This window comes from Rubinisphaera italica (assembly GCF_007859715.1).
Classification (GTDB): Bacteria; Planctomycetota; Planctomycetia; order Planctomycetales; family Planctomycetaceae; genus Rubinisphaera; species Rubinisphaera italica.
In genome coordinates this window covers 2187855-2214830 of sequence record NZ_SJPG01000001.1, presented here as the reverse complement: position 1 = coordinate 2214830, position 26976 = coordinate 2187855, and the positions used below count along the sequence as shown (strand labels likewise).

Below are 26976 nucleotides of genomic sequence, written 5' to 3'. Positions count from 1 at the left end.
ATGTGATGCATCCAGATTACCAATTCGCAACTGGCACCGCCATTGTCGATATATTATTTTTTCAAACGAAAATCGAAGTGCTTACCATTTATGAGTCAACGACTACGATTTATTCATCGTCGTCATCGAGATCATCATCGTCGTCATCATCCTGCGGTAGCATGGATTCTGCAATTTCATTGAGAGGCTTGTCGCGACGATGATCCTGGAGTTGCTCTTTATATTTTTTGATCTGATGTTCAATTTTGTGTAGAGCATGATCAAAACAGATTTGTGCGTCTTCGCCTTCGTAATGGGAGACAAAATCGTGTTTGTGTTCGGCGTTGACTAAAATTTCAGCTTTGACTCGGTTGCCGCTGAAATCGAATGTCACCTGGATCTGAGTGACACGTTCAAAATAAGTCAGCAATTTTTCGGATTTTTCACGAATGTAATTCTGGACGGGTTCGCCCACACTTCCATGCCGACACGCGATTTCAATCTGCACTGCGGATACTCCCAAAGATGACAATCTTTTAATTCTCTAATGTGTGATATTCACAAAGGACGTCGTCAGTTCCTGTCTGTTTCCAGATCAAGATCAATTTCGTCCGATGCCGTAAATTCATGTTTTCCTGATACAATTCTTAGTCGATTGTAAGCAGCCCAGCTGATCCGTCAACGATCTCGGAATTCTCTTGATTACAAATTCTGATTTCAAGCTGATCAATCTACGAACATCGATCAAACGCCCAGTTGACGTTCCAGCGAATCGATACGTTCTTCAAGTCTCTGGACGGTCTCTGTCAAATCGGAAATCTGACTTTGCAGATCCAGCAATTCTTCTGAGGGAGGCGAAGCGTTCACTACCTGATTTCGATTTTCCGGGCTGCTTACAAATTTTGGGGCCGAATTCGCAGCACTCTCCTCCTTAGACTCATCTGAAGAACTGTTTGGCAATTCAGGCCCATCTGATGAACTGTAAGCCAGCATTGTTCCAGGTCGCGATTGTTCAGCTTCTGTGTACAGAGCGTGATCGACTTCGATACCACGACGGCTCAAATCGCCAGACGATTGGACATACTTCATCTGCATCAATTGATTCAACTCACGACGCAAATCTTCCAGCGATTCAATAGCCGACATTCGACTCGCCCGGCTGCGGAGCTCCCCCAATTGTTGGCGTCCTCGAAGCAATAATTCTCCCATGACTGCTAATTGAGCGGCTGTCCATGGGGTAATATCGCGTAAGCGATGTCGATACCGCTCTGTGCGACCGCCAGCCGTCTGCACTGCCGAGATCATGCCTCGTTGACGCAAACCATCGAGAATATCTTCAATTTCAAATTCATCGTAATTGGAAATTGGGTCTCGGTTACTTTTCTGATTGCAACCTGTTGCCAATGCTTTCAACGTGAGCGGATAATACTCGGGGGTTGTGAGCGACTTCTCAATCAATACCCCTAATACACGACGTTCTTTTTTGGACAATAATCCCAAAAACTGAATGTCGCCATCATTTTCATCAACCAGTTGCATTCCATTCTCCTGTTTCGCATCCCATTCTTCGGGACGAGCGTTTGCGAATTTTGACTGTTAGATTTGTAACGTAACGCTGTTCAGAAAGGAACTGGAAACCATAATGAGTTCAGATAAAGACATCCTGGTGCTTTACTGAAGCATCTTAACCCGAAGCGTCAGCGAGGGGACGGCATCCGATGATCAATTCTGGTCTTAAAAATTGGAGTTATCTCCCTTTCATTGACCATGGTCGACATGGAAAAGATGCAACTGATTATGAATTCCACGCCGGCCCCTCGCTGAGGCTTCGGGTTGAAATTGAAACTGCTCTTCCGAAAAAATTTCGGCTGACTCTTTTCGTAAGCTGGGGTGGAAGACTAGGATAAGTCGTCACTTGATGTGATCATTAGCGCCAAGAGCAGACGTATTGAAGATTTCATGAAGTTCGTTAGAACTATTATTAACAGACCTCATGCTGATTTCAGACAACCTTCCCTTCAAGAAATAACGACTCATGAGTGAAACCTCACTTCCCGAAGATTCGATCGAACGACTCAGCAAAGCCTATCGAGATGTTTGCGAGCAGATGCAGCAGGTGATTGTTGGCCAGCAGGATGTGATCGAACAATTGATGATCGCACTGTTTAGTCGCGGGCATGTGTTGCTCGAAGGAGTTCCCGGCCTGGCCAAGACATTGATGATCAGCACGCTTTCCCGCTGCTTGTCGCTGAGCTTCAGTCGCATCCAATTCACGCCTGACCTCATGCCAGCTGACATTACAGGAACCGATGTGCTGCAGGAGAATAAAGAAACCGGTAAGCGAGAGTTTCGCTTTTTGCATGGGCCTCTCTTTCACAATATGGTGCTAGCCGACGAAATTAACCGAACGCCTCCTAAAACACAGGCTGCTCTGCTGGAAGCGATGCAGGAACATCATATTTCTGTCGGACAGACACAACACGTGTTGAACGATCCCTTCTTCGTCATGGCGACTCAAAACCCAATCGAACAGGAAGGAACTTACCCCCTTCCCGAAGCCCAGCAGGACCGCTTCATGTTCAAAGTGTTTGTCGATTACCCGAGCTTTCAAGAAGAAAAGTCGATTGCCAAAGCGACGACCGGGATTCAGGAAAATATGATCAAGGAAGTGCTCGATGCCGACGAAATTATCGAATTGCAGCGGGTCGTTCGCCAGGTTCCGATTTCCGATCACGTTGTCGAGTACACACTCGCACTGGTGCGGCAAACCCGAATTCGTGAAGATGTCGCCCCCGATTTTGTGAAGCAATGGTTGAGTTGGGGAGCCGGCCCGCGTGCAGTTCAGTATCTGATTCTGGGAGCAAAAACACGAGCGTTACTTTATGGTCGCTCTCATGTTTCCACCGAAGACATTGCGGCTTTGGCCAAGCCTGTTTTGCGGCACCGTATTGTGACTAACTTTACTGCTGAAAGTGAAGGAATTACGACCGATGATGTCATCGAGCGTCTTCTTCAGGAAACACCTTCCAAGGAAGGGGAACTGAGTCGTGATCCAAGACTCAAAAAGATATTTGCCGCCTGAGGCCGTCAGCCGGATTTCCAAACTTGAAATCCAGGCTCGTGGTGTCGTGGAAGGTTTCTTAAGCGGATTGCATCGCAGCCCCTACTTCGGGCAGTCGATTGAATTCGTACAGCACCGGGAGTACGTCATGGGAGACGACATCCGGCGTATCGACTGGAAAGTCTGGTCGAAAACGGACAAATACTACATCAAGCAGTTTGAAGAAGAGACGAATCTCCGGACCTCCATTCTGGTCGATGTCAGCGAGTCGATGACTTACGGTTCTGGAGAATTCACGAAACTCGATTACGCCTGTCTGATCGCTTCGGCCATTTCCTATATGCTACTCCGACAGCAGGATTCTGTCGGATTGACGACTTTCGATGATACCGTTCGCGATCAACTCCCGTTCCGCAGCAAAAAAAATCACCTGAATGATATTATTCGCACACTTGTCATGTCGGAGCCTGGCTCGAAAAAAACTGGCATCTTTCAGATTTTGAAACGGACAGCCGAGCAACGTGTACGTCGTGGGCTTGTTATTTTAATTTCCGACTTATTTTCCGACCGCGAAGAACTTTTCAAGGGTTTGAAGCTATTGAGACTTCGCGGACATGACGTGATGTTGTTCCATGTGCTCGATGCTCAGGAAGTCAATTTTGAATTTAACGGCACGACGAAGTTTGAAGGTCTTGAAGAAACGGGGGAGTTGATTTGTGATCCTCGGGGATTAAGAGCGGATTATCTTGCAGCCGTCGAGGCTTTTTTGAGTGATGTCCGGCGGTTCTGTGCAGGTCACGTGATTGACTATAAAACAGTGATTACTACGGAACATGTCGATGCGGTTCTGGCCCATTATTTGAAACATCGTGTCGGCATGAGCAAATAACAATACAAGCACGAAGCGCGAGCGAGTGTGTTTACCTCTCTCTTAACTCAATCACCCGCGCTTCGTGCTTATAATTAACTTATTAAAAATAAGACTGTAATATTGAATGTGGTTGTCTCAATTTTTTATACATCCCTGGATGGCAGCTGGCGGAGTGGCCTTAATTTCCATTCCGATCATAATCCATCTGCTCAATCGGATGCGATATCGAACGGTTCGGTTTGCCGCGATGGAGTTTTTGCTTCAAAGTGAGCAGCAGAATCGCAGTCGAATATTGATCGAACAACTTCTGTTGCTACTTCTGCGCATTCTGATCGTCTTGACGATAGTTGCCTTATTTGCCCGCTTATTACTCGATCCATCTCAGTTGGCTTTATTGGAAAAGCCGGAAACTCATCATCTGGTTGTCCTTGATGACAGCGGTTCAATGCGTGACCGTTGGGGGGATACAACAGCCTTCGATGAAGCTCTGGGGACGCTCAAGCGATTGGCCTCTGATCTGGCCTCACAAGGTGGAAATCATACACTGACACTCCTGCAGACTTCCCATCCCGACCGTTCATCTGCCAGCTTAACACGTCGTCGGATCGATCTTTCGCTCGTTGGAGAACTGGAAGATAAACTCGAAACGATGCAGAATGAATGCGGGTACGGTCAAGCCAGTTGGACAGACGTATTTCCAGCAATTGAACGTCAACTGGCTGTCGACAAGAACGCGTTTCAAATCGTGCATATTCTTTCAGATTTCCGAGCCTCGGAATGGGAAAACTCGCCAACTTTGAAAGTGGACCTGGAATCGCTCAAGGATGAACAGACTCTCGTCAGTCTGGTTCCAACAGTTCCCGCTCTTCACGAAAATTTAGCGGTGATAAATTTCACCGGCACCTTGCATACTGCTGCCGTCAAGGTTCCACTGCAGTTGACTGTTGAAGTTGCCAACTACGGCGATTCAGTTGTTGAGAATGTTCCTGTTCGGGTTCTGATTGATGATGAGCCGATTCCGCAATTAATCAGTATTCCACAAATTAATGCGGGCGAATCGGTTCAGGAAAGTTTTGAAGTGGCGATCGCCTCGACTGGCGAACATGTGATTTCCGTTCAGATTTCACCTGATGCCATTGCCGCCGATAACACTCGCTATTTGACGATCGATCTGCTGGAGCGTCAAAGAATTCTGATTGCCGATGGTTCTGAACAAACGCGAGAGGCAGACTATGTCGCAGACGCCCTGGCTGCCGACCCACAGATTACGGGCTTCGAAGCCGTAATTATCCGACCGGATTCGATTCGCGATCAGGACCTCTCGACTTATTCCTCAGTGTACCTGCTCAATATCGATCACCTGACTCCTGATGTTTTGAAACAACTCGAAGATTATGTGTCTGCCGGAGGTGGAATCGCCTGGTTTATGGGGGATCGCATTGACAGTTCATTTTATAATGAGCTGGCGAGTCTTGAATTGGGAGAAGAAGCGGAGACTTCTTCAGAAAATACAAACGGGCAATTTACTACGACTCAGGCAAAGTCGTTATTTCCAGTTCCAATCGCTGCCTCTCCTGTTGATTTGCCGCGAGCCGATGACACAAACCCCGGGGCTGATTTGCAGTTAAATGACAATCCGATTTTTGAGATTTTGAATGCTGCAGACGGTTTGCTGGCCCTGTTCGTCAATATTTATCAACATATCCCTCTGGCTGATGGTGCAGAAATTCCCAAATCCGTCAACGTGATTGGTCGCTTACGAGATCAATCTCCCCTGTTTCTGGAATCGCGTTTTGGAGAAGGCCGCATCTTCATTTCACTCACGTCAGCTGGTCCGGTCAATAATACAGACGAAAGTCGCTGGCATAACTGGCCGTTCGATATGAACGCCCCCGGCTTCACCGTATTTCATCTTGAACTGGCTAAATCGATCGCAAGTCGCACACAAACTCGAGAACCAAGTCTGGTCAATACCCCACTGAAAATAGAAATTGACCCTGCGGTTTCCTATCCGGAAGTTCGCTTCAATCCTCCGGCTGAAGGTGGGTTGAGCCCCACTTCCATTACCGCGACCGCCCCCAATGTGACTGATAAGAATCAGCCTGAAACGTCCGCAGATGCACCGCAGAAACTGATAGCGGAATTTTTGGATACGAAAATCCCAGGCATTTATCGAATTGTGACTGAAGACCTGGCACGGGAGACGACCACAACTCTGGCCGCTTTCAATGTCCCTGTGAGTGAATCGGAAGTCGAAATCACAACACCGGAAGAATTTCGTCGCGAGTTAGCAGGAGTTGATGGAATCATCGTACAGGACTTCGGCAGTCTGGAAGGATTGGCACGGGATGACCCGGGACGGGAACTGCGATTGCTGCTTCTGCTGCTACTCGTGGTACTGTTTGTCGGGGAACAATGGCTGGCTTATCGGCTTGGTTACCGTTCCCGAGACTCGGTTTCCTCGAGAGGTTTCACCTCGCGAATGCCCTCCGGTAAGCAATATGTTTCGGGGGGGCAACGCTCATCCTCTCCAGCGGCTAAGGGGGTGGCATCGTGATCGAGAATCTCGTCTCACCAATTCAGATGGCCTCTCCAATCCATTCCATAGTGTTGCTGGCTCAGGATGCAGTTCGCTTTACGGACTGGAGCTGGCCACAAGGTGCATGGGAATGGACAGTCGTACTGGCGATCTTAGTGGGAGTGGTCGTCTGGTCGCTCGAACTCTATCGGCGGGATGCTCAGGAACTTGCCCTCGGTTGGCGAATTTTTCTCCCAACTTTACGAATACTAGCCATTATTGGTCTGATCATCGTGCTGTTGAATCCGCAAAACCGTACTCAAACCTGGGCGGATCGCTCTTCTCGCGTTGCCATTCTTGTCGATGTCTCTTCCTCGATGGGAAACCCGGCTGGGGATCCCAAAGAAGATCAATCGGCTGAGGACTCGGATTCACGGGCATCTCAAGTCATCGCGTTGCTTGCCAATTCCAACTGGCTGAACGATCTCCGCGAACAGCATGAGGTTTCTGTTTATACATTCGATACGGCTCTCTCAAGTCGAGTTGCGACTTTCCCCCAATTAACGACTGATGCAATCTCAAACAATTCGGAGCAAGAGGTAGAGATAGAGGAAATCGACTGGGAAAATGTTTTGCAGCCTCAAGGAGCCGAAACGCGTCTTGGCGAAGTCACTGCGGAATTAATGCGAGAGTTGAACGGTCGCACATTAGCTGGAATTGTTGTGATCTCTGATGGTGCGGCCAATGCCGGTGTCGATGCCCAGTCGGCAAACGATGTGGCTCGCCAGTTGAAAGTCCGGTTGGTCGCCCTGGGAACCGGCGGGATTGAACCTCCCGTCAATCTGGAGATGGCCAAAGTTGTCTCGCCAAGTGATGTTCAATTGGGCGACCCCTTTGATATTGAAGGATTTATTCGTGGAGAAGGGATTAGTGGCCGATCCGTCAAAGTGGAATTACTGACACGGGAGCCCGGTGAGGATACTGCGTTTTATCCAGTTGACGAACAAACCGTGACCGTGCTCGAAGATTTAACTCCTGTGCAGGTGACATTTCCAATCGTACCCACGATTGAAGGCGAATGGGAATATCTGCTGCGGGCAACTGCAACTGGATCTATTCGGGAAGTGAAACAGAGTGACAACGAACGGATTATTGCGGTGAATGCCTCTGAGCGTCCGGTGAATGTGCTGGTTGTCGCCGGCGGCCCCTCGTGGGATTACCGATTTCTTTGCGGGACCTTGAATCGTCATCCCGGTTTTAAAGTCGATGCTTATCTGCAAACAGGAGCGGTAGGAATCAGTCAGGATGTCGAAAATGTCCTGCTGGATTTCCCGAAAGATAAAGCTGCTCTTTATGAATACGATGTCATCATCTGTTTCGATCCAAACTGGTTAAACATTCCCGAAGAATCCCGTCGTCTGTTTGAAGAATGGGTTGGCAGTGAAGGTGGTGGCGTGATTTTCGTGGCAGGCGATGTTAACACTCCCTACCTTTCCGGCTCACGGGATGACCTGACGGGAATTCTGAATCTGCACCCGGTCTTTCTCGATACCATTTTGCCCGGCATCGATCTCGTCTCTGCTTCCACGCAAGTGCGACCGATTCAGTTAACTCCCGAGGGAGAAGCTGCCCCCCTGCTCCATGTGAATGACAATCCCGAAACCAGTTTGGAATTCTGGAAGTCGTTCCCAGGATTCTTTCGTTTTTATCCGACGAATGGCCCCAAAACCGGTGCATTGGTGTATGCAAAGGCTGGAGGGGTTGGGGATTTGACGGAAGCCGAACCGCCTATTCTGCTGGCTAGCCAGTTTTATGGCCAGGGACGCACCTTCTATATTGGCTCGCCTGAGTTTTATCGATTGCGGGCTGAAGATCCGGAATTCTTCGAACGATTCTGGACGCGAATTTCACGTGAAGCCGCTCAAAATCGCTTGCGCCGCAGCAACCCCCGTGGTTCCTTGCTCGTGGACCAGGAAACGGTTCGACTGGGGGAAATGATCAAAATTCGTTCACGACTGCTCGATGCGGAATTTGAGCCGTTGATTGCAGATAAGATTGATATCGAAATAGAAACACCCGATGGCCGTCTCGTTTCGCCAGCTCCGTCGTTACGTCCCGATTTGGGACAGGCGGGAGGATATCTGGGAGAAATTCGTGCCCAGCAAGCCGGCCGATATCAAATTCGTTTACGCGTCCCCGGCTCCGACGAAATGATTCGTGAATCGGTCATGGCAGAACTGCCGGACTTGGAAAATCGAGATTTGCGACAAAATATTCGACAATTGCAAACACTAACATCCGGGACTGGTGGTGGATACTTCCCCCTGGCAGAATCGGATCAAGTCAAAGCTCTTCTCCCCGACTCCAGCGAACAGTTCCTGCTGGGAGAACAAATTCAAACATTATGGGATCGTACCTGGCTCATGTGTCTGATCGTCGGACTCCTCAGTCTCGAATGGCTAACTCGCAAACTGTTAAAACTGGCGTAAAAAAGGTGAGAGATGAGTGGAGAGAGGTGAGAGTGAAAAGCAGGCAGCCTGAGCAAGAACTACTGTGAAATAAATAAATCGATGAAACAATTACCCCAGCAGACACGTCTCATTGATAAATACATTGAGTAAAACTGAAGCGTTGAAACCAAAATCCAAACAACTAATCCCTAACGCCTAGCGCCTACAAAAATGGACCTGAAAATTCCCGAACAGATTGACCAGATACTCTCGCAACTGCGAGCGGCTATTCGTCGTTATGTCGTTCTGCGAGGAACTGCACTGGTTTTGACTGTCATTGCGATTCTGTTCTGGATCACACTCGGCATCGACAATGCCTGGTTTGGAATTACGCGTCTGGAAATTCCCCGCTCGGTTCGATTTGTCATTCTGCTGATCTGTTTGTCGATAATCGTGCTGGTCTTTTATCAAACGCTTATCTGGCAAATGCTGGTTAAGCTGCGTCGACGAGCCTTGGCATTATTACTGGAACGCACTTTCCCTGAGTTGAATGATCGGTTGATTACGGTTGTCGAATTAAGCGAACAGGATAAAAATCAGCCCGCCAGTCGTGGCACCCTCTCCGACAAAATGGTGCAAAAGACAATTGATGATGCCGGGAACCTGGTGAAATCGCTGGAGACAAATCGCGTCTTCGATTTTGGACCACTCAGAACCGCGATCGTTCTGGCCTCTGTTGCAGTCGTCTCCTTAGCGGCTACTGCGGCAGCCAGTCCGGGTACGTTATCGCACTGGTCGAATGCTTATCTCAAACTGGCCGAGGAATATTGGAACCGAAAAAATGGTTTGGAAATCGTCTCGATTGCACAGCCGGGAGATCGTGTCCGCGAGTTTAAAAATCGAACTCTGAAGCATGCAGCAGGCACGGATTTGACGATTGTCGCACGAGTTCAGGAAGGGAAAACCGCTCCCGATCAAGTGATGATTTCCTATCGCACCAAAACCGATACACGTGGTAAAGCGGTGATGGCGCCTGCTGGTGAAGGTGAGTTTCGCTATACGATTGGAAATCTGGTGGACGATTTGCAGTTCACAATTACGGGCGGGGATTTCACGACGGTCGAGCCTTTTAGTGTGATTACGGTCCCGGAACCTGCCATCGAGTCATTGGTTGCAAACTGCACGTTCCCGGAATACACCGGGTGGAATCAGCCAGGTATTGGAGATGAACGCGAGCAGGTCATTGGAACTGCTGAGTTGAATGTGCCGATGGAAACGACACTGGTCCTCCAGGCTGCGAGCACCTCTCCGATTCGGATTGTTCGTATTCTCGGTCGACGATTCGAGTTGACTATTGAAAAGAAATCGGCAAATGAAGAGCCGGTCGCCATTTGCCGATACCTTGATGATTTGGGTGTGGCCAGGCGGGAAGTCAAACTGACACAAAAATATTCAGGACCATTCCTTTCAGAGGATGGTCGTCAAATATCAATACCGGCTCTGATCACTGAGGTCGAAAGTACGATCCAGAATTGTTTTGATAAAGAAGCGGAATCGTGCTATGCCGATGGTATCGTGATCGATCGCGAAGATAAACTCAGTATTTTGCTGGAAGATGTCGACCAGATCGTCAACCTCAAACCAATTCGAATTCATGTACGCGGTGTGGTTGATGAATCTCCTGAAGTGAAAACTCGACTGGTGGGGATTGGTCGTGCGATTACACGAAAAGCCTTCCTGCCCGTGGAAGGAGAATTGCAGGACGACTACGGCCTGATTTCTGCTGCGTTTCAATATCGACTGGAGCAGCAAAAAGAGCCTGTCTTATTGCCTCTGAAACGGCAGCCTGTCGACACACGGTTTTATGAAATCAGCCAGCAGGAAGAATCGACTAGCGAACGATTTGATGTAATGCCACTCGATCTGGAAGTCGGCAATATCCTGTATCTCAATCTCACCGCCACCGATAACGACACGATCAATGGTCCGCATCTGTCACTGAGCGAAACCTATCGATTGAAAATCGTAACGGATGAAGAACTGCTTTCAATTCTTCATCAGGATGAACTGAATCTCAGGCGGCGGTTTGAACAACTGATCGAAGAGCTGACCCGCTCGCGTGATGACTTCGCCACTGCAATGACCGAGAACGCAGACGATCCCACAGATGACTCACTCCCCGTTGGCGATGCTGTGCAGCGAAGTCTGAACACATTGAGAAAAGATTCTGTCGAAACCGATGCCATTCGCGTTGCGTTTGAGAGCATTCAGCTTGAAATGGTAAACAATCGCATTGATACGCCTCAGGTCAGAATTCGTCTGCAATCGAAGATTATTGATCCTCTAACCGACCTTTTAGAAGATGAATTTGCGACGACTGAAGAACATTTTCGATTGCTTGATTTTGCACTTCGAGAAAGTACTCAGACAGACATCACTGCAGACCTGTGCTTGAATGATTTGGATGGATTATTGACTGGTTTGCGACAGATTCTGCTCGAAATGCGGAAGCTGGAGAGCTTTCAGGAGGTGATCGAACTTCTCAAGGGAATTATTGATGAGGAGAAGGCTCTGAAGGCACAAACAGAGGAAGAGCGGAAAAATAAGCTGATTGATCTGCTGAATTAGGTTAAGATGCGGTATAAAATGTGCAACGAGTATTTGTAATTGAATCTCTCATAGGAGTCTGAGGTGATGGACCTGTCTCGACCAGAATCGAAATTGATGACAATCCCTCTACTACTTCTGTTCTTTTTCTGCTCTTTTCCTGCGGAAATCTGGGCTCAAAACGACTCTGTTGAGACTGAATCGCCTGCAGATGCTGCTGAAGACGTAAAACTCACCGAAAAACAGCAGGTTATCTTCGCTAAATATCAGAGGTTTTCCAAAACCTTGACTCAGCTGTACGGCTACATGAAGGAGACCGATCCGGCCCGAGCGGACCTGTTAATGCGGGTTATCGGAAAAAGCAATGAGGCTCGAATTGACTCGCAAATGGAAGTGCTGCTCGAATTACTGGCAGCCGAGACGCCTCAGTTTGCAGGAATTGTGGAACGTCAGGACGATTTGATCAGTTCTCTGGTGACCTTGCTCGATGTCCTTCAAAGTGAAGATGAACGTCAGCGTCTGCAGGATGAAATCGCCCGAATCGAGGCATTAATCGGCGATATCAATAAACTGGTTGTCGATCAGAAAGGTGTGAGGGCTGGAACGGAACGTGGTAAACCGACCGAAGGGCTGGAAAAAGATCAGTCGAAAGTGACTGAAGATACCGAAAAGCTCGCGAATAAAATTGACGAACAGGATAAGCAACGCCAGGAAGCTGCTGAGGGAGAAGAGAAGAAGTCGGATTCTGAAGATCAGAAGCCTGATGATTCTGAACCCGGAGAACAAAAGCCTGGAGAATCGAAACCGGGCGAAATGAAGCCTGGCGAATCCAAGCCCGGAGAACCAATGCCACCTCCAGAAGGCGATACTCCTCCCAGCGAGCAAAAGCCTCCCGGCGAATCTCCGATGCCGCAGGAAAATCCGATGCCTCCCGGCGAGAACTCCCCTTCTGAGCAATCTCCATCAGAACAGGAGCCTTCTGAGTCAAAACCTCAGGAGAAAACCGAGCCAACAGCGGGGAAGGAAGAGATAGAATCTGCCATTGAAAAGATGCAGAAAGCCATTGAAGAACTGAAACAGAAGAATAAAGACAAAGCTTCTCGTGAGCAGGATCGGGCGATCGCTGAGCTGGAAAAAGCCAAGGCCAAACTCGAAGAAATTTTGCGACAGCTGCGTGAAGAAGAACAGAAAATCATGCTGGCAGCTCTGGAAGCCCGCTTCCGTAAAATGCTGCAGATGCAATTGACGATTCGAAAAGCGAGTGGTCAGATTGAAGAAATCGAAGAAGACAAACGACTTCCCCGGCACCGGGCACGTTCCATTCAATTAGCCCGCGACGAGCAGGATATTGTCGTTGAGGCAGATAAGGCATTAATCATTTTACGGGAAGAAGGAACTTCCGTTGCATTCCCGGAAGCGGTTCTGCAATTGAGGGAAGACATGCGGGTTGTCTCCGAACGGCTCAATGAATTTAAAGTCGATGAACTGACGATCGCGATTGAAGACGACATTATTGAAGCACTTGAGGAAATGGTGGAAGCTCTCCGAAAAGAGTTGGAAAAACTTGATGAGAAGAAAAAGAAGCAGGGTGAGCAAAAACAGGGCGAACAGCCCGATCCGGCTCTGGTCGATTTAATTGCAGAGCTCAAACTGTTGCGTTCCCTGCAATATCGAGTCAATAGACGCACCAAACAATACGGACGACAAATCGATGGCGAGCAGGCTGCTGACGCTGAACTATTGGAATTACTCGACGAACTCTCGATCCGACAAGCACGCATTCAACGAGCTACTTACGACTTATCGACGGGCAAGAATGAGTAAACAAATCAGGCACGAGTTCATCATTTGAACGAAAGCAGTTTCATGAAATATTTAAGACTGATACAAGTCTCAATGATTTGCATCCTGTTATTTGCGACGGCAATTACCATCGCTCAGGAGAATACCGCTGAGACAACCTCGAAGTACAAACCCCTCAATCGTGATGAGGTCATCAATCGTTGTGATGTCTTGGTTAAAGAGCAGGCTCCCGATAAACTGGAAGCTTGGGTTGAATTTGCCGTCGAACACCCTGCCCTCCCCTCGACTGAGTTGATTGTCAATGCATTGGGAATCTCCAATTCGCAAACTCAGGAATTCATCGCTAAAGTTCGCTCAAGTTCTCCTGCTCAATTGCTGGTTTTGATTGATGCCGAAGACTTAAATGTTCAGGAACCCTGGCTATCCGCGAATTTTCGACTGTGGTTTGTGACTCAATTGATTCAACGAAACATGCTCGAAGAGGCAATGGAGCAGTTATCCGCGATCGACAATCAATTAATCGCAGAACCGGCGGTCTTCTATTTTAATCAAGCTGTCAGTGCTCATCAGTTATTGATGATTGAAGACGCACGAGAATCGCTGACGACACTGCTAACAAAATGTGAATCGATTCCTAACCGCTATCGAATGTTAGGCGAATTGATGGAGCAGGATGTTTCCCGCTGGGAAGAAAAAAGCCTGGGAGAAATCTCTCGGAAGATGCGGGATGTGGAACGAAGACTCGAAATTGGTCGCAGCGGACAGAAAGTCCAGAAAGTCGAACAGGAAATTATCGAATCGTTGGATGAACTGATTGCCAAACTGGAACAGCAGGCAGGCGGTGGCGGAGGAGCGGGAAGTGGATCGCAAAACAATCCCAATGCCCCGGCTCAGGACAGTTCTGTCAAAGGCTCGACAGCTCCCGGTGAAGTCGACGAGAAAGAGCTTGGTACTCAGGATGGCTGGGGAAATTTGCCTCCGAAGGATCAGGCTAAAGCGAAGCAAATTCTCGGAACACTCTTCCCACCCCATTACCAGCGAGCGATTGAAGCCTATAATCGTAAAGCCGCTCAACGTGGACAGCAAACTCCCTGATCGGGATGCAGGACGCACTCGAATCCTTTATGAGACAGGAGTCACTTTTGAAATCATTTTCATTCATTAATTCCATTCCAGGAACGGGTATTGAATTCCTTTTGCGGACTGTCCTGGTCACATTCGTGATGTTGGGACTGACACGTTCAGTCACTTTGGCTCAAGTTGAAGTGACCAGTCTGGATGGACAGACTGTGGTTGGCGAACTGGTTTCCCTTGATGCCAAACAATTGGTTCTCAATGCCGGGGATGCGGTTAAGGTTGTGGCATTGGACCGGGTGATGAATATCACCTGGCAAGATCACAAACCTGTCAATACGACCGAAGAAGCGGGGATTCAGAACCTGCTTCTTATAGACGGATCGCATCTGATTGGTCGAAATGCAATCACTGATGGTTTGAATGTGACTTTCGAATCGGCCTCACTTGGTGCGATGACCGTTCCGTTGAAGAATGTCAAATCGTTACGTTTTAAGACCTTGAATGCAACCACCCGGGAACAATGGAACACCCTCATTCAAAAGCCTTACTCGGACGATCGTCTCGTCATTCAAAAAGGCGAAGTCCTTGATTTTCTAGCGGGTGTTGTCACACAATATGACACGGAAAAAGTTCAATTCCTCTATGATGGAAATGAAATCCCAGTCCGGCTGGCCAAAGTCTTTGGTATTATTCATCCGGCAGACATGATGCCGAATCAGACTGCGACCTGTTCTCTGAAAACAACCTCTGGCGAATCGTTATTCGTCAACCAGGTGTCCGTTTCTGAAGGGCAAATGATGGTGAGAACGGGCCCCGGCGAACAGGTCGTCTTGCCACTGGAATCAATTGCTCAACTCGATTTCAGTTTGGGTCGGATTGTTTATCTGTCAGATATGGCACCTGAAGGAACTGAGTACACTCCGTTTTTCGATACGGTCTGGGAATTCCAACGCGACCGAACTGTCGATGGTTCCCCATTGCAAATTGGCAAAAAGAAGTATTCGAAAGGACTATGGGTTCATTCAAAGACGACATTAACTTACCGACTCGCGGGCGAGTTTTCTCGGCTCCAGGCAACACTCGGAATCGATGCTGCTGTTGCAATGGCAGGTCACGGGAATGTGGATGTTGTCATTTCGGCTGATGATGAAGTGCTTTTCACGCAGAACATTTCGGCTCGGGACTCCGCGATTCCGCTCGATTTATCGCTGACTGGAAAACGTTTTTTAAAGATAACTGTCGACTTTGGAAAAGGACTCGATATTGGCGATCACTTGGATATTGCAGATGCACGACTCATTAAATAGTTTGCCTGACTCAAATCAGACTCAAAACAGCTTTCGTCCAGTGAGAGCTGTTATGTTTTGCTGCGCAGTGCTCTGTGCTGTGAGTTTTTCTCAGAACGTTTTTGCTCAAATTGAATTGCCCAAAGACGTTCTGGACGCAGAGCAGGAGCGAATCGCAGTTATCGATAAGGTGACTCCGGCTGTTGTTGCGATCTTTCCTCCCGATGGACGTGGGGGTGGATCCGGCGTTCTCATATCACCCGATGGCCTGACACTGACAAACTTCCACGTTGTGGAGGGAGCAGGTCCCTTTTTGAAGTGTGGGTTGAGTGACGGTATTGTTTACGATGCCGTGCTGATCGGGATCGATCCAACGGGTGATGTCGCCATTATTCGACTACTGGGACGCGACGATTTTCCTTTCGCTCCACTTGGAGACAGCGATACCGTCAAAGTTGGCGACTGGGCTTTTGCGATGGGAAATCCATTTCTACTGGCTGATGATTTTGTGCCCACATTAACATTCGGTATGGTGAGTGGCGTGCAGCGTTATCAGTATCCAGCAGGTACGTTTCTGGAATATACCGATTGCATTCAGGTCGATACGTCGATTAATCCAGGAAATTCTGGTGGACCGCTGTTTAATGAACAGGGAGAAGTGATTGGCATTAACGGGAGAATTTCCGTTGAAAAGCGAGGTCGTGTGAATGCCGGAGCTGGCTATGCGATTTCGATTAATCAGATCAAAAACTTCAGTGATCATCTTCAAAGTGGACGCGTGGTCGATCACGCGACTTTGGGAGCAACGGTCCGCACCGATGAATTTTCGAATGTGATTGTTGCTACTGTTTTACCAACCTGCAGTGCCTTCTTTCATGGATTGCGAGCGGGCGACGAGATCGTTTCCTTCGGTGGTCGGCCGATTGGGAGCGTGAATCAATTCAAAAATGTGCTGGGGATTTATCCTAAAGGCTGGAAGATTCCTCTGGTATATCGTCGTGATGGAGAACGTTATGAGATCTATCCTCGCTTGGAAGCATTGCATTCCATCGGAGAGTTGATCGAATTCGCCTCAGCCCCTGCACCAGCCGAAGAGCCTGAAGAAAAGCCGAAGAATGTTCCCCCGATACCAATGCTCCCGCATCAGAAAGCACCGGAGATCCCAGAGGAATATGCTCATTTATTCGAAAGCAGAATCGGATTCGCGAATTATTATTTCAATCGAATCAAGCAGGAAGAGTTGCTGGCGACATTGAAAAGTCTGGGAAATTATGGTCAGTCGAGTCAGAAATGGACCTTGAGTGGCAACGTGAAAGACGGAGGGGCATACCGACTAGTCCTCGCAGATTTTGCCAGTCTGTTCGAAGTCCCTGCGGAAGGTCAGGTTTTTCTGTTGGATTCGGGGCGTCCAGAAACGTTCACGGCTGGTCCTTATTCTTCAGGAATGTTGATGTCGCTGCGGGAATTGCAGCAACTATTGATTAGCGGACCTGAGAACTTTTCAGAAATTCTCTATATTGGCAGCGAACCTCTCGATGGTGTGGGTGCGAAAGTCGATGTGCTTTCGACATTGCATGAAGATCGACAGATTCGCTGGTATTTTGATCGGACGGCAAAGCAACTGGTTGGCTGGGATACTAAGTTTTCAGAAGATCGCCCGGAATGCGGAGTTCGCATTCCAGGTTGGAAAACGGGGGGGCCGTACGCAGTTCCTCAGGAATTGAAGATTGTCGTTGCCGGTCAGCCGGAGATCATTTTGCAAGTCAATGAAATGAAGACCGAAGCGGTTGATGATCCAAAACTGTAATAAAATTATCGAATACAATTGAATGGCAACTCCAATTTTAACAATCCAACTCCGACAAATACCGTCCTGCATCATTACAGCGACAGTCCTCCTGGCATTTTCAATTGGACAGTCTAATCAAGCCGTGGCTTCACAAAGCGAAGTCCTGCAGGAAGTCTTGCCTAAGACTGTCAAATTGTATGGGGCGGGTGGCCTAAAAAATCTGGCCAACTATGGGACTGGCTTCTTGATTTCCCCGGATGGACATATTCTGACGGTCTGGAATCATTTACTCGATACGGATCAGATTATTGCCGTCCTCGACAATGGTCGCCGCTTACCAGCTCAATTTATTTCAGGAGCAGGTGAAGCCGGTTTGGCGGTGTTGAAAGTGGAAGTGATTAATGCTCCGTATTTTGACCTCACGGAAGTCAGCCGCAGTGGACCAGGAACTCCCGTGCTCGGTTTCAGCAATATGTTTAATGTCGCAGCGGGTGATGAACCGGTTTCGGTGATCCACGGCGTCATCGCCATGCTGACTCCACTGACAGCCCGTCGTGGACGGTTTGATATTCCTTATAAAGGGGTTGTTTTTATTGTCGATGCAGTGATGAATAATCCGGGAGCAGCTGGAGGAGCTTTAACGACGCAGGACGGGAAGTTACTGGGGATTATCGGTAAGGAATTGAAAGACAGTCGCTCAAATCTTTGGATCAATTACGCGATTCCCTTGTCTGATGTGCGTGAAACGATTGAGAAACTCGTGCGTGGTGAAGTGATAACAGATGACAGCATTGAATTGCCGCCTGTCATCAGACCGGTAGATACGTCAGGATTAGGGTTTCGTCTCGTGCCCGATGTCGTTCCTCGCACTCCTGCCTATATCGATTTTGTGATGCCGGGCTCGACTGCAGAAGCGATTGGATTGCAGCAGGATGATCTGATTGTGCTGATCAATGATGAACTCATTCAATCGTGCCGGGAGTTTTATGCCCAACTCCAGGAACTCCGCAAAGGAGATGCCCTCCGCATGACTGTTCGCCGTGATCGGGAACTGGTAAATGTGGAACTGATAGTTCCGGAACTCAATTGAGACAATTCGGAAACGGACCTCCTTATTTGTGCTGGATGTAATCTCATACCTCACCATGCCTGTCACTTAGTTCTGGGACGTGCCACCCAGAAGTAGGTTGGGTTAACGAAGCGTAACCCAACAATTAATGAAAAATCAATGGGAAGACTTGAGTGTCGAGGTATTGGGTTTCGTATTTTGCGAACCTAACCTACGGACTACAGACTTCGATTTATCGAACAAAAACTTTTGAAAGTGAAGCGATGTCTGGTTTTCAGCTTGTCAGTGATTTTGCTCCTGCTGGGGATCAGCCTCAGGCGATTGAATCATTGCTGCGAGGGCTGCGAGAAGATAAACGTGATCAGGTTTTGCTGGGGGTAACTGGCTCCGGTAAGACGTTCACGATGGCGAATGTGATTGCGGAAATGAATCGCCCAACACTAGTTCTCTCACACAACAAAACGCTGGCGGCTCAGCTGTATGGGGAATTCCGCGAGTTCTTTCCAAATAATGCGGTCACGTATTTCGTCAGCTATTACGACTACTATCAGCCGGAAGCGTATATTCCACAGCGGGATATTTATATTGAAAAAGATTCGTCGATCAACGACGAAATCGATCGTCTGCGATTGCTTGCAACCAGTGCGTTGGTCAGTCGGCGGGATGTGATTGTCGTTGCCAGCGTGAGTTGTATTTACGGTTTGGGATCGCCCAAAGATTATTTGGACATGATGATTCCATTGCGAATTGGTCAGGAAGTCGATCGTGATGAACTGCTGCTCAAACTGATAGATATCCATTACGACCGCAACGATTTTCAGCGGGCACGAGGGAAGTTTCGGGTGCGGGGAGATGTGATAGAGCTGTGGCCGGCATATGAAGAGTTTGCTTATCGAATCGAACTGTGGGGCGATGAAATTGAATCGCTTTCGATCATCGATCCTGTTTCCGGCGATGTGCATAAGATTCATAACGACATTTACATCTACCCTGCCCGTCACTTCGTGCTGCCGCAAAGCCGGATTGATCAAGCCTTGGTGGAAATTGAAGACGAGTTAAATACTCGGCTGGAAGAATTTCGTCGTGAAGGTAAGTTACTGGAAATGCAGCGTCTGAGTGCCCGGACTCGTTACGATATCGAGTTGCTGCGCGAAACCGGATTTTGTCCCGGCATTGAAAACTATTCGCGTGCGATGGCTGGCCGAAAAGCAGGTCAGCCGCCTTATACATTATACGATTTCTTCCCCGATGACTTTCTGATGTTCATTGATGAATCGCATGTGACGATTCCGCAAATTCGTGCGATGTATGCGGGTGATCGATCTCGGAAAACATCACTCGTCGATCATGGATTTCGTCTGCCGATGGCACTCGATAATCGTCCGCTGATGTTTGATGAATGGAATGCGAGACGGAATCAAATCGTATTCGTTTCTGCGACTCCAGCTGACTGGGAACTGGAACAATCGGAAGGAGAGATCGTTGAACAGATTATTCGTCCGACAGGTTTGATTGATCCGGTTGTGCATGTGCTACCTGCTCGCAGACAGGTGCCTCATTTATTGGAGCAGATTAAAGAACGTACTGCTCGCAATGAGCGAACGCTTGTCACGACGCTCACAAAACGGCTGGCGGAAGATTTGACCGGATATCTGCAGCAGGAAGGCATCAAATGCGCCTGGCTGCATTCGGAGCTTGATACGATTGAACGTGTCGAAATTTTACGAGAACTTCGTGAGGGTATGCACGATGCCGTTATCGGTGTGAACCTGTTGCGGGAAGGTCTCGATTTACCGGAGGTCTCGCTGGTGGCAATTTTGGATGCCGACAAGGAGGGATTCCTGCGAAGTGAAACCAGTCTGATTCAAACAATTGGCCGGTCTGCTCGAAATGTGAACGCTGAAGTCATTCTGTATGCCGATTCTGTGACCGAAAGCATGCAATTGGCGATGGGCGAAACGAATCGACGTCGTGAAATTCAGATGGAGTACAACAAGAAGCACGGCATTACTCCGGAAACTGTCCGTAAGGCGATCAAGCGAGGAATAGAAGAAGAACTCGAAGCCCGGCAGTTCGTGCAACAGGTTGGCGGGATCAAATCGGAAACGGAGTTTGTGACACGTGAGTATCTCAACGAGCTGGAAGCGGAAATGCTCAAAGCAGCCGAGGAACTTGACTTCGAGCGGGCAGCTGAGTTGAGAGATCGAGTTGAGCAGCTCAAAGGGCGAATCGGTGAGCAGGTTCCTGCAGGCGATGCGAACACACCTGGTTTTGCTAAAGGAAAAGGGAATCGCCGGAAGAAGACTGGTCGAAAAGGAACGCCGATGCGGGGGCCGAAGAAAAAGTGAACTTTTTTTTGCTGATTGTTAATTACGAATCTGTGGCTGCGATTCGGTCTGCCCCCAGCCACCCCTGAATGACTGAATTGTTAATTTTTCAGATTCCCGTTTGTATTTCAGTGCTGAACATCTATTATTGATTCAAACAGCCGTTTGAAACATATGTATGAATCTCGATGTCTGAAATCACAAAAACTCGAATTATTGATGCAGCTGGCGAGGTCTTTGCGGAAAAAGGCTTTGAGCAGGCGACGGTTCGTGAAATTTGTAAGACGGCCGACGTGAATTTGGCTGCTATCAATTACCACTTTGGCGATAAGCAGAAACTCTATATTGAAGCAGTTAAACGAGCGCATTGTGAAGGGGAAGAGGACGAACCGCTTCTCATTCCAGCAGAATTGCCAGCCGAGAGGAAACTTTATTACTTCATCGAGCATATGATGGCCGACATGCTGGATCGGGAGTCTCCGACGTGGCATGTGGAACTGATGATGCGTGAGATGGCACGGCCAACTTTGGCTTGCACTGAGTTGGTGCAAAGTTATATCGGACCTAAGTTTTCGATCTTAATGAACATCATTGAGGAAATGGTTCCGTCAACATTAACTCTCTCGAAGAAACATCTGCTGGCATTCAGTATCGTTGGCCAGTGTCTACTCTATCGATTTCATCGGCCCATCGGGAAACTGCTGATCGGCGATGACGAATTCGAATCTCTGTTCGATGTGAGCTATCTGGCACAACATATCTGTGAATTCAGTATGCAAGGGATTCAATCGCTTTCAGTCAGCCAGGAGACTTCATTATGAGATGGCTGGCCTGGCGGATGCTGACCGGTGACCGCACGAAATATCTGGGAATCGTGTTTGGAGTGGCGTTTGGTTCTTTATTGATCGCTCAGCAGTCTTCAATTTTTGTAGGACTGATGCGCAGAACATCACACATCATCCTCGATGTGACGGAACCGGATATCTGGGTGTTGGATAAATATGGGCAGAATGTCGATGAGATCCAGCCGATGTCGCTGAATCGACTGTATCAAGTGCGTGGTGTCGCAGGAGTGGACTGGGCCGTCAAAATGTATAAGGGACTGGTCCGTATGAAGCAGAATGATGGCGATTTTCGTCAGGCGATTCTGATTGGGATCGATGATTCGACGATGATTGGTGCTCCTAAAGAGATGATACAGGGATCAATAGCCGATCTTTCGCGTCCTGATGCCATCATTATAGATGAGGCTGGTTATTCTCTAACTTATCCAAACGAGCCTGTGGAGCTCGGGCGAACGATGGAAATTAACGATCATCGTGCAGTGATTGTTGGCATCTGCAAAGTAAGTGCCCCCTTTCAGACATTTCCGGTCATCTTCAGCAGGTACTCTCAGGCAACGCAGTACGCTCCACGGGAGCGGAATATTATGTCGTTCGTCCTCGTGAAAGCTGAGCCTGATGTAAATAAGAAGAAACTTTGCCAGGCAATCACAGATCAGACAGGATTGCAGGCGATCCAGTCAGACGATTTTTTCTGGTTCAATATCAGTTACTACATCAAAAATACGGGAATTCCAATCAATTTTGGGATCACAGTGATGCTGGGTTTTATTGTGGGAGCGGCAATCGCAGGACAAACATTCTATCTGTTTACGATCGAAAATCTGAAACAGTTTGGCACTCTCAAAGCGATGGGAGTCACAAATATTCGATTGCTGCGAATGATTTTATTGCAGGCATTAATTGTTGGGACAATCGGTTATTCAATTGGAATTGCGATGGCGTGCGCCTTCTTTGAAATTACTGGTGCTTCTGGACAAGCCGATCTGAGAGGTATGTACGTCCCCTGGCAAGTGATGCTGATCACAGCGGGAGCCGTCAGCTTGATTGTACTCGTGGCGAGTCTTTTAAGTATTCATAAAGTGCTCGTACTTGAGCCAGCAGTTGTATTCAAGTAGCAGGTATAATCATGATTCTGAACGCAAGAAATTTGCTGGAGTGACCATGACGATTGATTTCGCTAAAGAGCATCCCAAGCCCGCCGCGATGAATAATGCAGCGGTTCGTTGTCGAAACCTTACGAAAGAGTTTCGAGCTGGTGAGACGATTGTGCGTGCACTTCGTGGAGTGGATGTTGAGATCGGTTATGGAGAAATGACGCTTCTGGTTGGCCCGAGTGGTTGTGGCAAAACGACATTAATTTCGATCATCGCCGGTTTGCTCGATCCGACCGATGGTGAAGTCGAAGTACTGGGAGAGAATCGCAGGGAGTTGACAGGCACCCGGCTAGTTAAGTTTCGTCAGAAAAATATTGGCTTTGTCTTTCAGCAATACAATTTATTACCTGCATTGGATGTGGTGGAGAATGTCTCCATCCCATTAATCATTGGAGGAGTCTCTCGGAGTGAAGCCAAAGAACGAGCCACTGAGGTCCTCAAGAAAGTGAGTCTGGAAGATAAGATTCATTCCAGGGTGTCACAGCTTTCAGGGGGGCAGCAACAACGGGTCGCAATCGCAAGGGCACTCGTGCATGATCCGCGACTAATGGTGTGTGATGAACCGACAGCCGCTCTTGATGCCGCATCCGGACATAAAATTATGGAATTGTTACGCGAAGTCTCGATCGACAAGGATCGAGTCGTGATTGTCGTGACGCATGATAACCGTGTCTTTGACTTTGGGGATCGGGTGATCGAAATGGCAGATGGAGTCGTGGAAAACGTAAAAGTAAATCAACCCTCTCAAAACAAGAGTGCCAGCAGTACGAAAGAGAATTGAAAGCGCAATGAAAATCCCCATCATTCCAGTGATCGCTTTGGCAGCCATTACGTTTGCTATTTATCATGTGATGACTTCCCAGGGGCCTGTCTCTCAGGCAGAACCGCCCATTGAACCGGCTCGGTCTCCGTATGCGAGTAAGTTGGCTGGTGCGGGAATTGTGGAATCTCGTACTGAGAATATCGAGATTGCTGCTGATGTTTCGGGAGTCGTCTCCGAATTGCTGATCTCTGAAGGACAAACGATTGATGCAGGACAACTGCTGTTAAAGCTCGATGCCCGGGATGTCGAAGCCGATCTGAAAATTCATGAAGCCTCATTACAAAATGTAATGGCTCAGTATCAGCGACTCGAACGGATGCCGCGAGCTGAGGAAGTTCCTCCGGCAAAGGCAGATGTCACAGAGGCGGAGGCAGAAGTACGCCAGACGAAGGATGCCTATGAGCGTCAACAGAAGTTGAATCGAGAGAAGATCGGGACTGATGAAGAATTAGTCACTGCTCGTTCTCAGTTGGAAGTTGCTCAGGCGAAGCTGGAGAAGGCTCAGGCGGATTATCAATTAGTGATTGCCGGCACCTGGCAGCAGGATTTGCTGGTGACGGAATCCCAGGTACAACAGATGCGGGCTGAGATTCAAAAGACACAAACAGAACTGGAACGACATGAAGTTCGGGCACCAACTTCCGGTTTTCTGTCGGTGAATAATGAAACGAAATCGGTCTGGGAGGTATTACAAATCAACAGGCGGCCTGGTGAATATGTCGGCACACCTCCCGGAGAGGCGATTGTTATTTTAGCCGATGCGGGGCAGCGACGAATTCGTGTTGATATCGATGAGCACGATTTGCCGCGGTTTGAACCGAATCAACCTGCAATCGCCTTTCCTCGTGGAGATGGGAAAACATCTTATCCACTGAGTTTTGTCAGAGTTGAGCCGTACGTTGTGCCTAAGAGATCTTTAACGGGTGACAATGCGGACCGCGTTGATACTCGTGTTCTGCAGGTAATTTACGAGTTCGAGAATAGTAACTCGCGGATTTATGTTGGTCAGCAGATGGATGTTTTTATTGATTTGAGCGAGAAGAATAAGAAGTGAATTTGAATTTGCCGAATTCACACTGATGGAATGGATGGACACGGGTATTCATGAATATCCTTCCGTCTTTCAATAAATTCCTATTCCTTGGATTTCACCCACTCCGTTTTTCTCTCCTGCTTCGAGAGCCAGCGACAGGCGGGGACTGGTATGCTTTCGTGCCCCCCTTCAAATACCGTTACTCTTGTTTCACCGGCATGCCTACGGAGATAGATTCGGGTGTCATATTCTGTGGTGGGAACAATGTCGGAAGGTTGAGGGTTACTCAATGGTTGTTCCTGACTCAAGGTTTCGATTTCCTCTGGTGAGATTAAAGGAGCCTGCTTCTCTTGAGCAATTTTATTGAAGGCATTGATGGTGTGCACAATCGGAACGGAGCCAGTGTGACCATCGTGAATTCCTGTGTTCAAGTCGAGTGGTAAGTCACCCACATTTTGAATATGAAAGATGGGGGATCTCGCCTTATATTGGGCATCGACTTCGGGAGATTGTCCGGGAACTCCCTGAGTACTCGCCTGAACCATACGGGCATAGTTGGAAGGTTTTCCTCCCCGGGAATGAAACCGATACCACTCGGCTAAGTCGCTGATGCCAACCCAGGCAGAGACCGCAGAGAATCGATCGGGGTAATACCCCGCCATCAGCATCGACATATGTCCGCCTCCCGAACTGCCTGCCAGGTAAATCCGAGAAGTGTCAACTTCAGTGGAGTCAATCACCTTCTGGATGCAGTCGAGAATATCCTGACGTGCTAACTCTGAACCGCAGGAAGCCGGGTTATCGTTTCGACCACGAAAATTGGGATGCAGATAAATCCAGTTTCTGGCAACTGCCTGAGCAAACCACACATTATTATTTTGCTTATAATCACCACTCCAGGAATGCAGGAAGATAAATAGTGGTGTTGGCTCCTGCATCGCTTTAGGGGGAATCCAAATCAACGCGGGTTGAGTCGAATCATCAAGCGAGCTTTGGAAAGTCATCTTAGTGAGTTTTGGTAATTCCGCAGCATTCAGATTGAACTGACCGGCAGTTGAGATAATCAGGACTGCGAAGGTCACCAAAAGGATATTTCGTGACAGGAGAAATTGATTCGTGAGCTGAAATCGATGCATAAAATCACTACTTATTAAGAATGAGAATCGGCTTGCCTGATGTTATGAAAATCAATATTTGAATCATATAAAAATGAACCACGGATGGACACGGATAAACACAGATAAAAATATCCGTGAAAATCTTTGTCCATCCGTGGTTCAAAATATACAGACGATTAATGCGATTAGAGTCGATAATTGCAAACTGCAAAATACTGGTTAGGATCGGTCCAGCAGCGGTCTTCATGAAAACCAGCTTTTAAAGCCATTTCTCGGAAACTGTCCATCGAATATTTATGCGAATATTCGGTACAGATCGACTCCTGTTTTTCAAAATGAAATGTTGATTCTCCAATATTGACTGACTGTTTTTTCAGACTGATAAGATGCATTTCGATGCGATGCTCTTCCGGATTGAAAATAGCCTGATGCTCAAAGGCGTCCAGATCGAAGTTCCCATCTAATTCCTGATTGATTCGATGGAGTAAATTCTTATTGAAGGCGGCGGTGACACCAGCGGAATCGTTGTAGGCATCCTCAAGAATATTCAAATCTTTGATGAGATCATACCCAATGAGTAAGCCTCCATCTGGATCGACTAAGTTTGAAATATTACTCAATAATTGAACCGCCTGTTCAGGTTCGAAATTTCCAATTGTAGAACCTGGAAAGTACACAACTTTTCGGTAGTCGTCTTCAATCTGGTTATCCAGTTTGATCGGCTGTGTGAAATCGGCGTGGATTGGTTTGATGGACAAATCCGGGAAATCAAAGGCAAGTTGTTCAGCCGATTTAAAAAGATGTTCTCGGGAGATATCGACCGGCATATACACCGTACTTTCAGCAACTTCTTCGAGTAGCAATCGGGTTTTACGACTGCTTCCGCTTCCCAGTTCAATGAGAGCAATCTTCTCTCCGAGTGTCCGCGCCATGTCATGAGCATAACGATCCATGATCTGACTCTCGGTCCGTGTGATGTAATATTCATCCAGATCACAAATCTGGTCGAAGAGCATGCTTCCCTGTTCATCGTAGAAGTATTTGCTGGGAAGTGTTTTTGGCTTTGAATTCAAGCCCGAAATGACATCCGCATAGAATTCTGTTGTCTCCGCAGAATCCTGCAGTGTGATGGTATTATAATCAGTCATTGATCGATGTCCTCAAAA

At 48.0% G+C, this 26976-nt stretch carries 19 protein-coding genes; 15 read left to right on the top strand and 4 right to left on the bottom strand.

The window, feature by feature from the left end:
• Positions 1-109 precede the first annotated feature (109 nt).
• On the bottom strand, positions 110-487 hold the full coding sequence (gene hpf / locus Pan54_RS08395) for a ribosome hibernation-promoting factor, HPF/YfiA family (protein WP_146503052.1): 378 nt from the start codon (positions 485-487) through the stop codon (positions 110-112).
• 236 nt (positions 488-723) lie between these two features.
• Entirely contained in the window at positions 724-1518 is a 795-nt protein-coding gene (locus Pan54_RS08390; protein ID WP_146503051.1) for a DUF480 domain-containing protein, read from the bottom strand.
• A gap of 496 nt (positions 1519-2014) precedes the next feature.
• Here Pan54_RS08390 and Pan54_RS08385 point away from each other — a divergent pair, with 496 nt between their 5' ends.
• From Pan54_RS08385 to Pan54_RS08315, 15 genes are all read left to right on the top strand, one after another.
• On the top strand, positions 2015-3061 hold the full coding sequence (locus Pan54_RS08385) for an AAA family ATPase (protein ID WP_146503050.1): 1047 nt from the start codon (positions 2015-2017) through the stop codon (positions 3059-3061).
• A complete protein-coding gene (locus Pan54_RS08380; protein ID WP_207310086.1) occupies positions 3027-3929 on the top strand; it encodes a DUF58 domain-containing protein in 903 nt (300 codons plus the stop codon). Before Pan54_RS08385 ends, Pan54_RS08380 begins: the two co-directional genes overlap by 35 nt.
• A gap of 112 nt (positions 3930-4041) precedes the next feature.
• Entirely contained in the window at positions 4042-6468 is a 2427-nt protein-coding gene (locus Pan54_RS08375) for a BatA domain-containing protein (RefSeq protein WP_165441671.1), read from the top strand.
• The gene (locus Pan54_RS08370) at positions 6465-8918 is read left to right on the top strand and encodes a VWA domain-containing protein (RefSeq protein WP_146503048.1); all 2454 of its coding nucleotides are present in this window, start codon (positions 6465-6467) and stop codon (positions 8916-8918) included. The genes Pan54_RS08375 and Pan54_RS08370 overlap by 4 nt, the downstream gene beginning before the upstream one ends.
• Before the next feature lie 192 nt (positions 8919-9110).
• Positions 9111-11507: a hypothetical protein gene (locus Pan54_RS08365; RefSeq protein ID WP_146503047.1), complete on the top strand. Its 2397-nt coding sequence runs from the start codon at positions 9111-9113 to the stop codon at positions 11505-11507.
• Between the two features lie 63 nt (positions 11508-11570).
• Entirely contained in the window at positions 11571-13310 is a 1740-nt protein-coding gene (locus Pan54_RS08360) for a hypothetical protein (RefSeq protein WP_146503046.1), read from the top strand.
• 42 nt (positions 13311-13352) lie between these two features.
• On the top strand, positions 13353-14384 hold the full coding sequence (locus Pan54_RS08355; RefSeq protein ID WP_146503045.1) for a hypothetical protein: 1032 nt from the start codon (positions 13353-13355) through the stop codon (positions 14382-14384).
• Positions 14385-14431: 47 nt separating this feature from the next.
• Complete coding sequence (locus Pan54_RS08350) at positions 14432-15673, top strand: NPCBM/NEW2 domain-containing protein (protein ID WP_165441670.1); 1242 nt, start codon at positions 14432-14434, stop codon at positions 15671-15673.
• A 79-nt stretch (positions 15674-15752) separates the two neighbouring features.
• On the top strand, positions 15753-17459 hold the full coding sequence (locus Pan54_RS08345; RefSeq protein ID WP_242631257.1) for a S1C family serine protease: 1707 nt from the start codon (positions 15753-15755) through the stop codon (positions 17457-17459).
• 22 nt (positions 17460-17481) lie between these two features.
• The gene (locus Pan54_RS08340) at positions 17482-18531 is read left to right on the top strand and encodes a S1C family serine protease (RefSeq protein ID WP_146503042.1); all 1050 of its coding nucleotides are present in this window, start codon (positions 17482-17484) and stop codon (positions 18529-18531) included.
• Positions 18532-18773: 242 nt separating this feature from the next.
• Positions 18774-20858 carry an excinuclease ABC subunit UvrB gene (gene uvrB, locus Pan54_RS08335; RefSeq protein ID WP_146506365.1) on the top strand — a complete coding sequence of 695 codons (2085 nt, stop codon included), beginning with the start codon at positions 18774-18776 and terminating at the stop codon, positions 20856-20858.
• Between the two features lie 167 nt (positions 20859-21025).
• Complete coding sequence (locus Pan54_RS08330; protein ID WP_146503041.1) at positions 21026-21658, top strand: CerR family C-terminal domain-containing protein; 633 nt, start codon at positions 21026-21028, stop codon at positions 21656-21658.
• The gene (locus tag Pan54_RS08325; protein ID WP_146503040.1) at positions 21655-22797 is read left to right on the top strand and encodes an ABC transporter permease; all 1143 of its coding nucleotides are present in this window, start codon (positions 21655-21657) and stop codon (positions 22795-22797) included. The genes Pan54_RS08330 and Pan54_RS08325 overlap by 4 nt, the downstream gene beginning before the upstream one ends.
• 46 nt (positions 22798-22843) lie before the next feature.
• Positions 22844-23617 (top strand): ABC transporter ATP-binding protein, encoded by a 774-nt coding sequence (locus tag Pan54_RS08320; RefSeq protein WP_207310085.1) that lies wholly within the window; start codon positions 22844-22846, stop codon positions 23615-23617.
• A gap of 7 nt (positions 23618-23624) precedes the next feature.
• Positions 23625-24713 (top strand): HlyD family secretion protein, encoded by a 1089-nt coding sequence (locus Pan54_RS08315; RefSeq protein WP_146503039.1) that lies wholly within the window; start codon positions 23625-23627, stop codon positions 24711-24713.
• A gap of 80 nt (positions 24714-24793) precedes the next feature.
• Here the strand turns inward: Pan54_RS08315 and Pan54_RS08310 are convergent, their stop codons facing one another.
• Both Pan54_RS08310 and egtD read right to left on the bottom strand, forming a co-directional pair.
• Positions 24794-25828: an alpha/beta hydrolase family protein gene (locus Pan54_RS08310; protein WP_242631256.1), complete on the bottom strand. Its 1035-nt coding sequence runs from the start codon at positions 25826-25828 to the stop codon at positions 24794-24796.
• Positions 25829-25995: 167 nt separating this feature from the next.
• Positions 25996-26958 carry an L-histidine N(alpha)-methyltransferase gene (gene egtD, locus Pan54_RS08305; protein WP_146503038.1) on the bottom strand — a complete coding sequence of 321 codons (963 nt, stop codon included), beginning with the start codon at positions 26956-26958 and terminating at the stop codon, positions 25996-25998.
• Positions 26959-26976 lie beyond the last annotated feature (18 nt).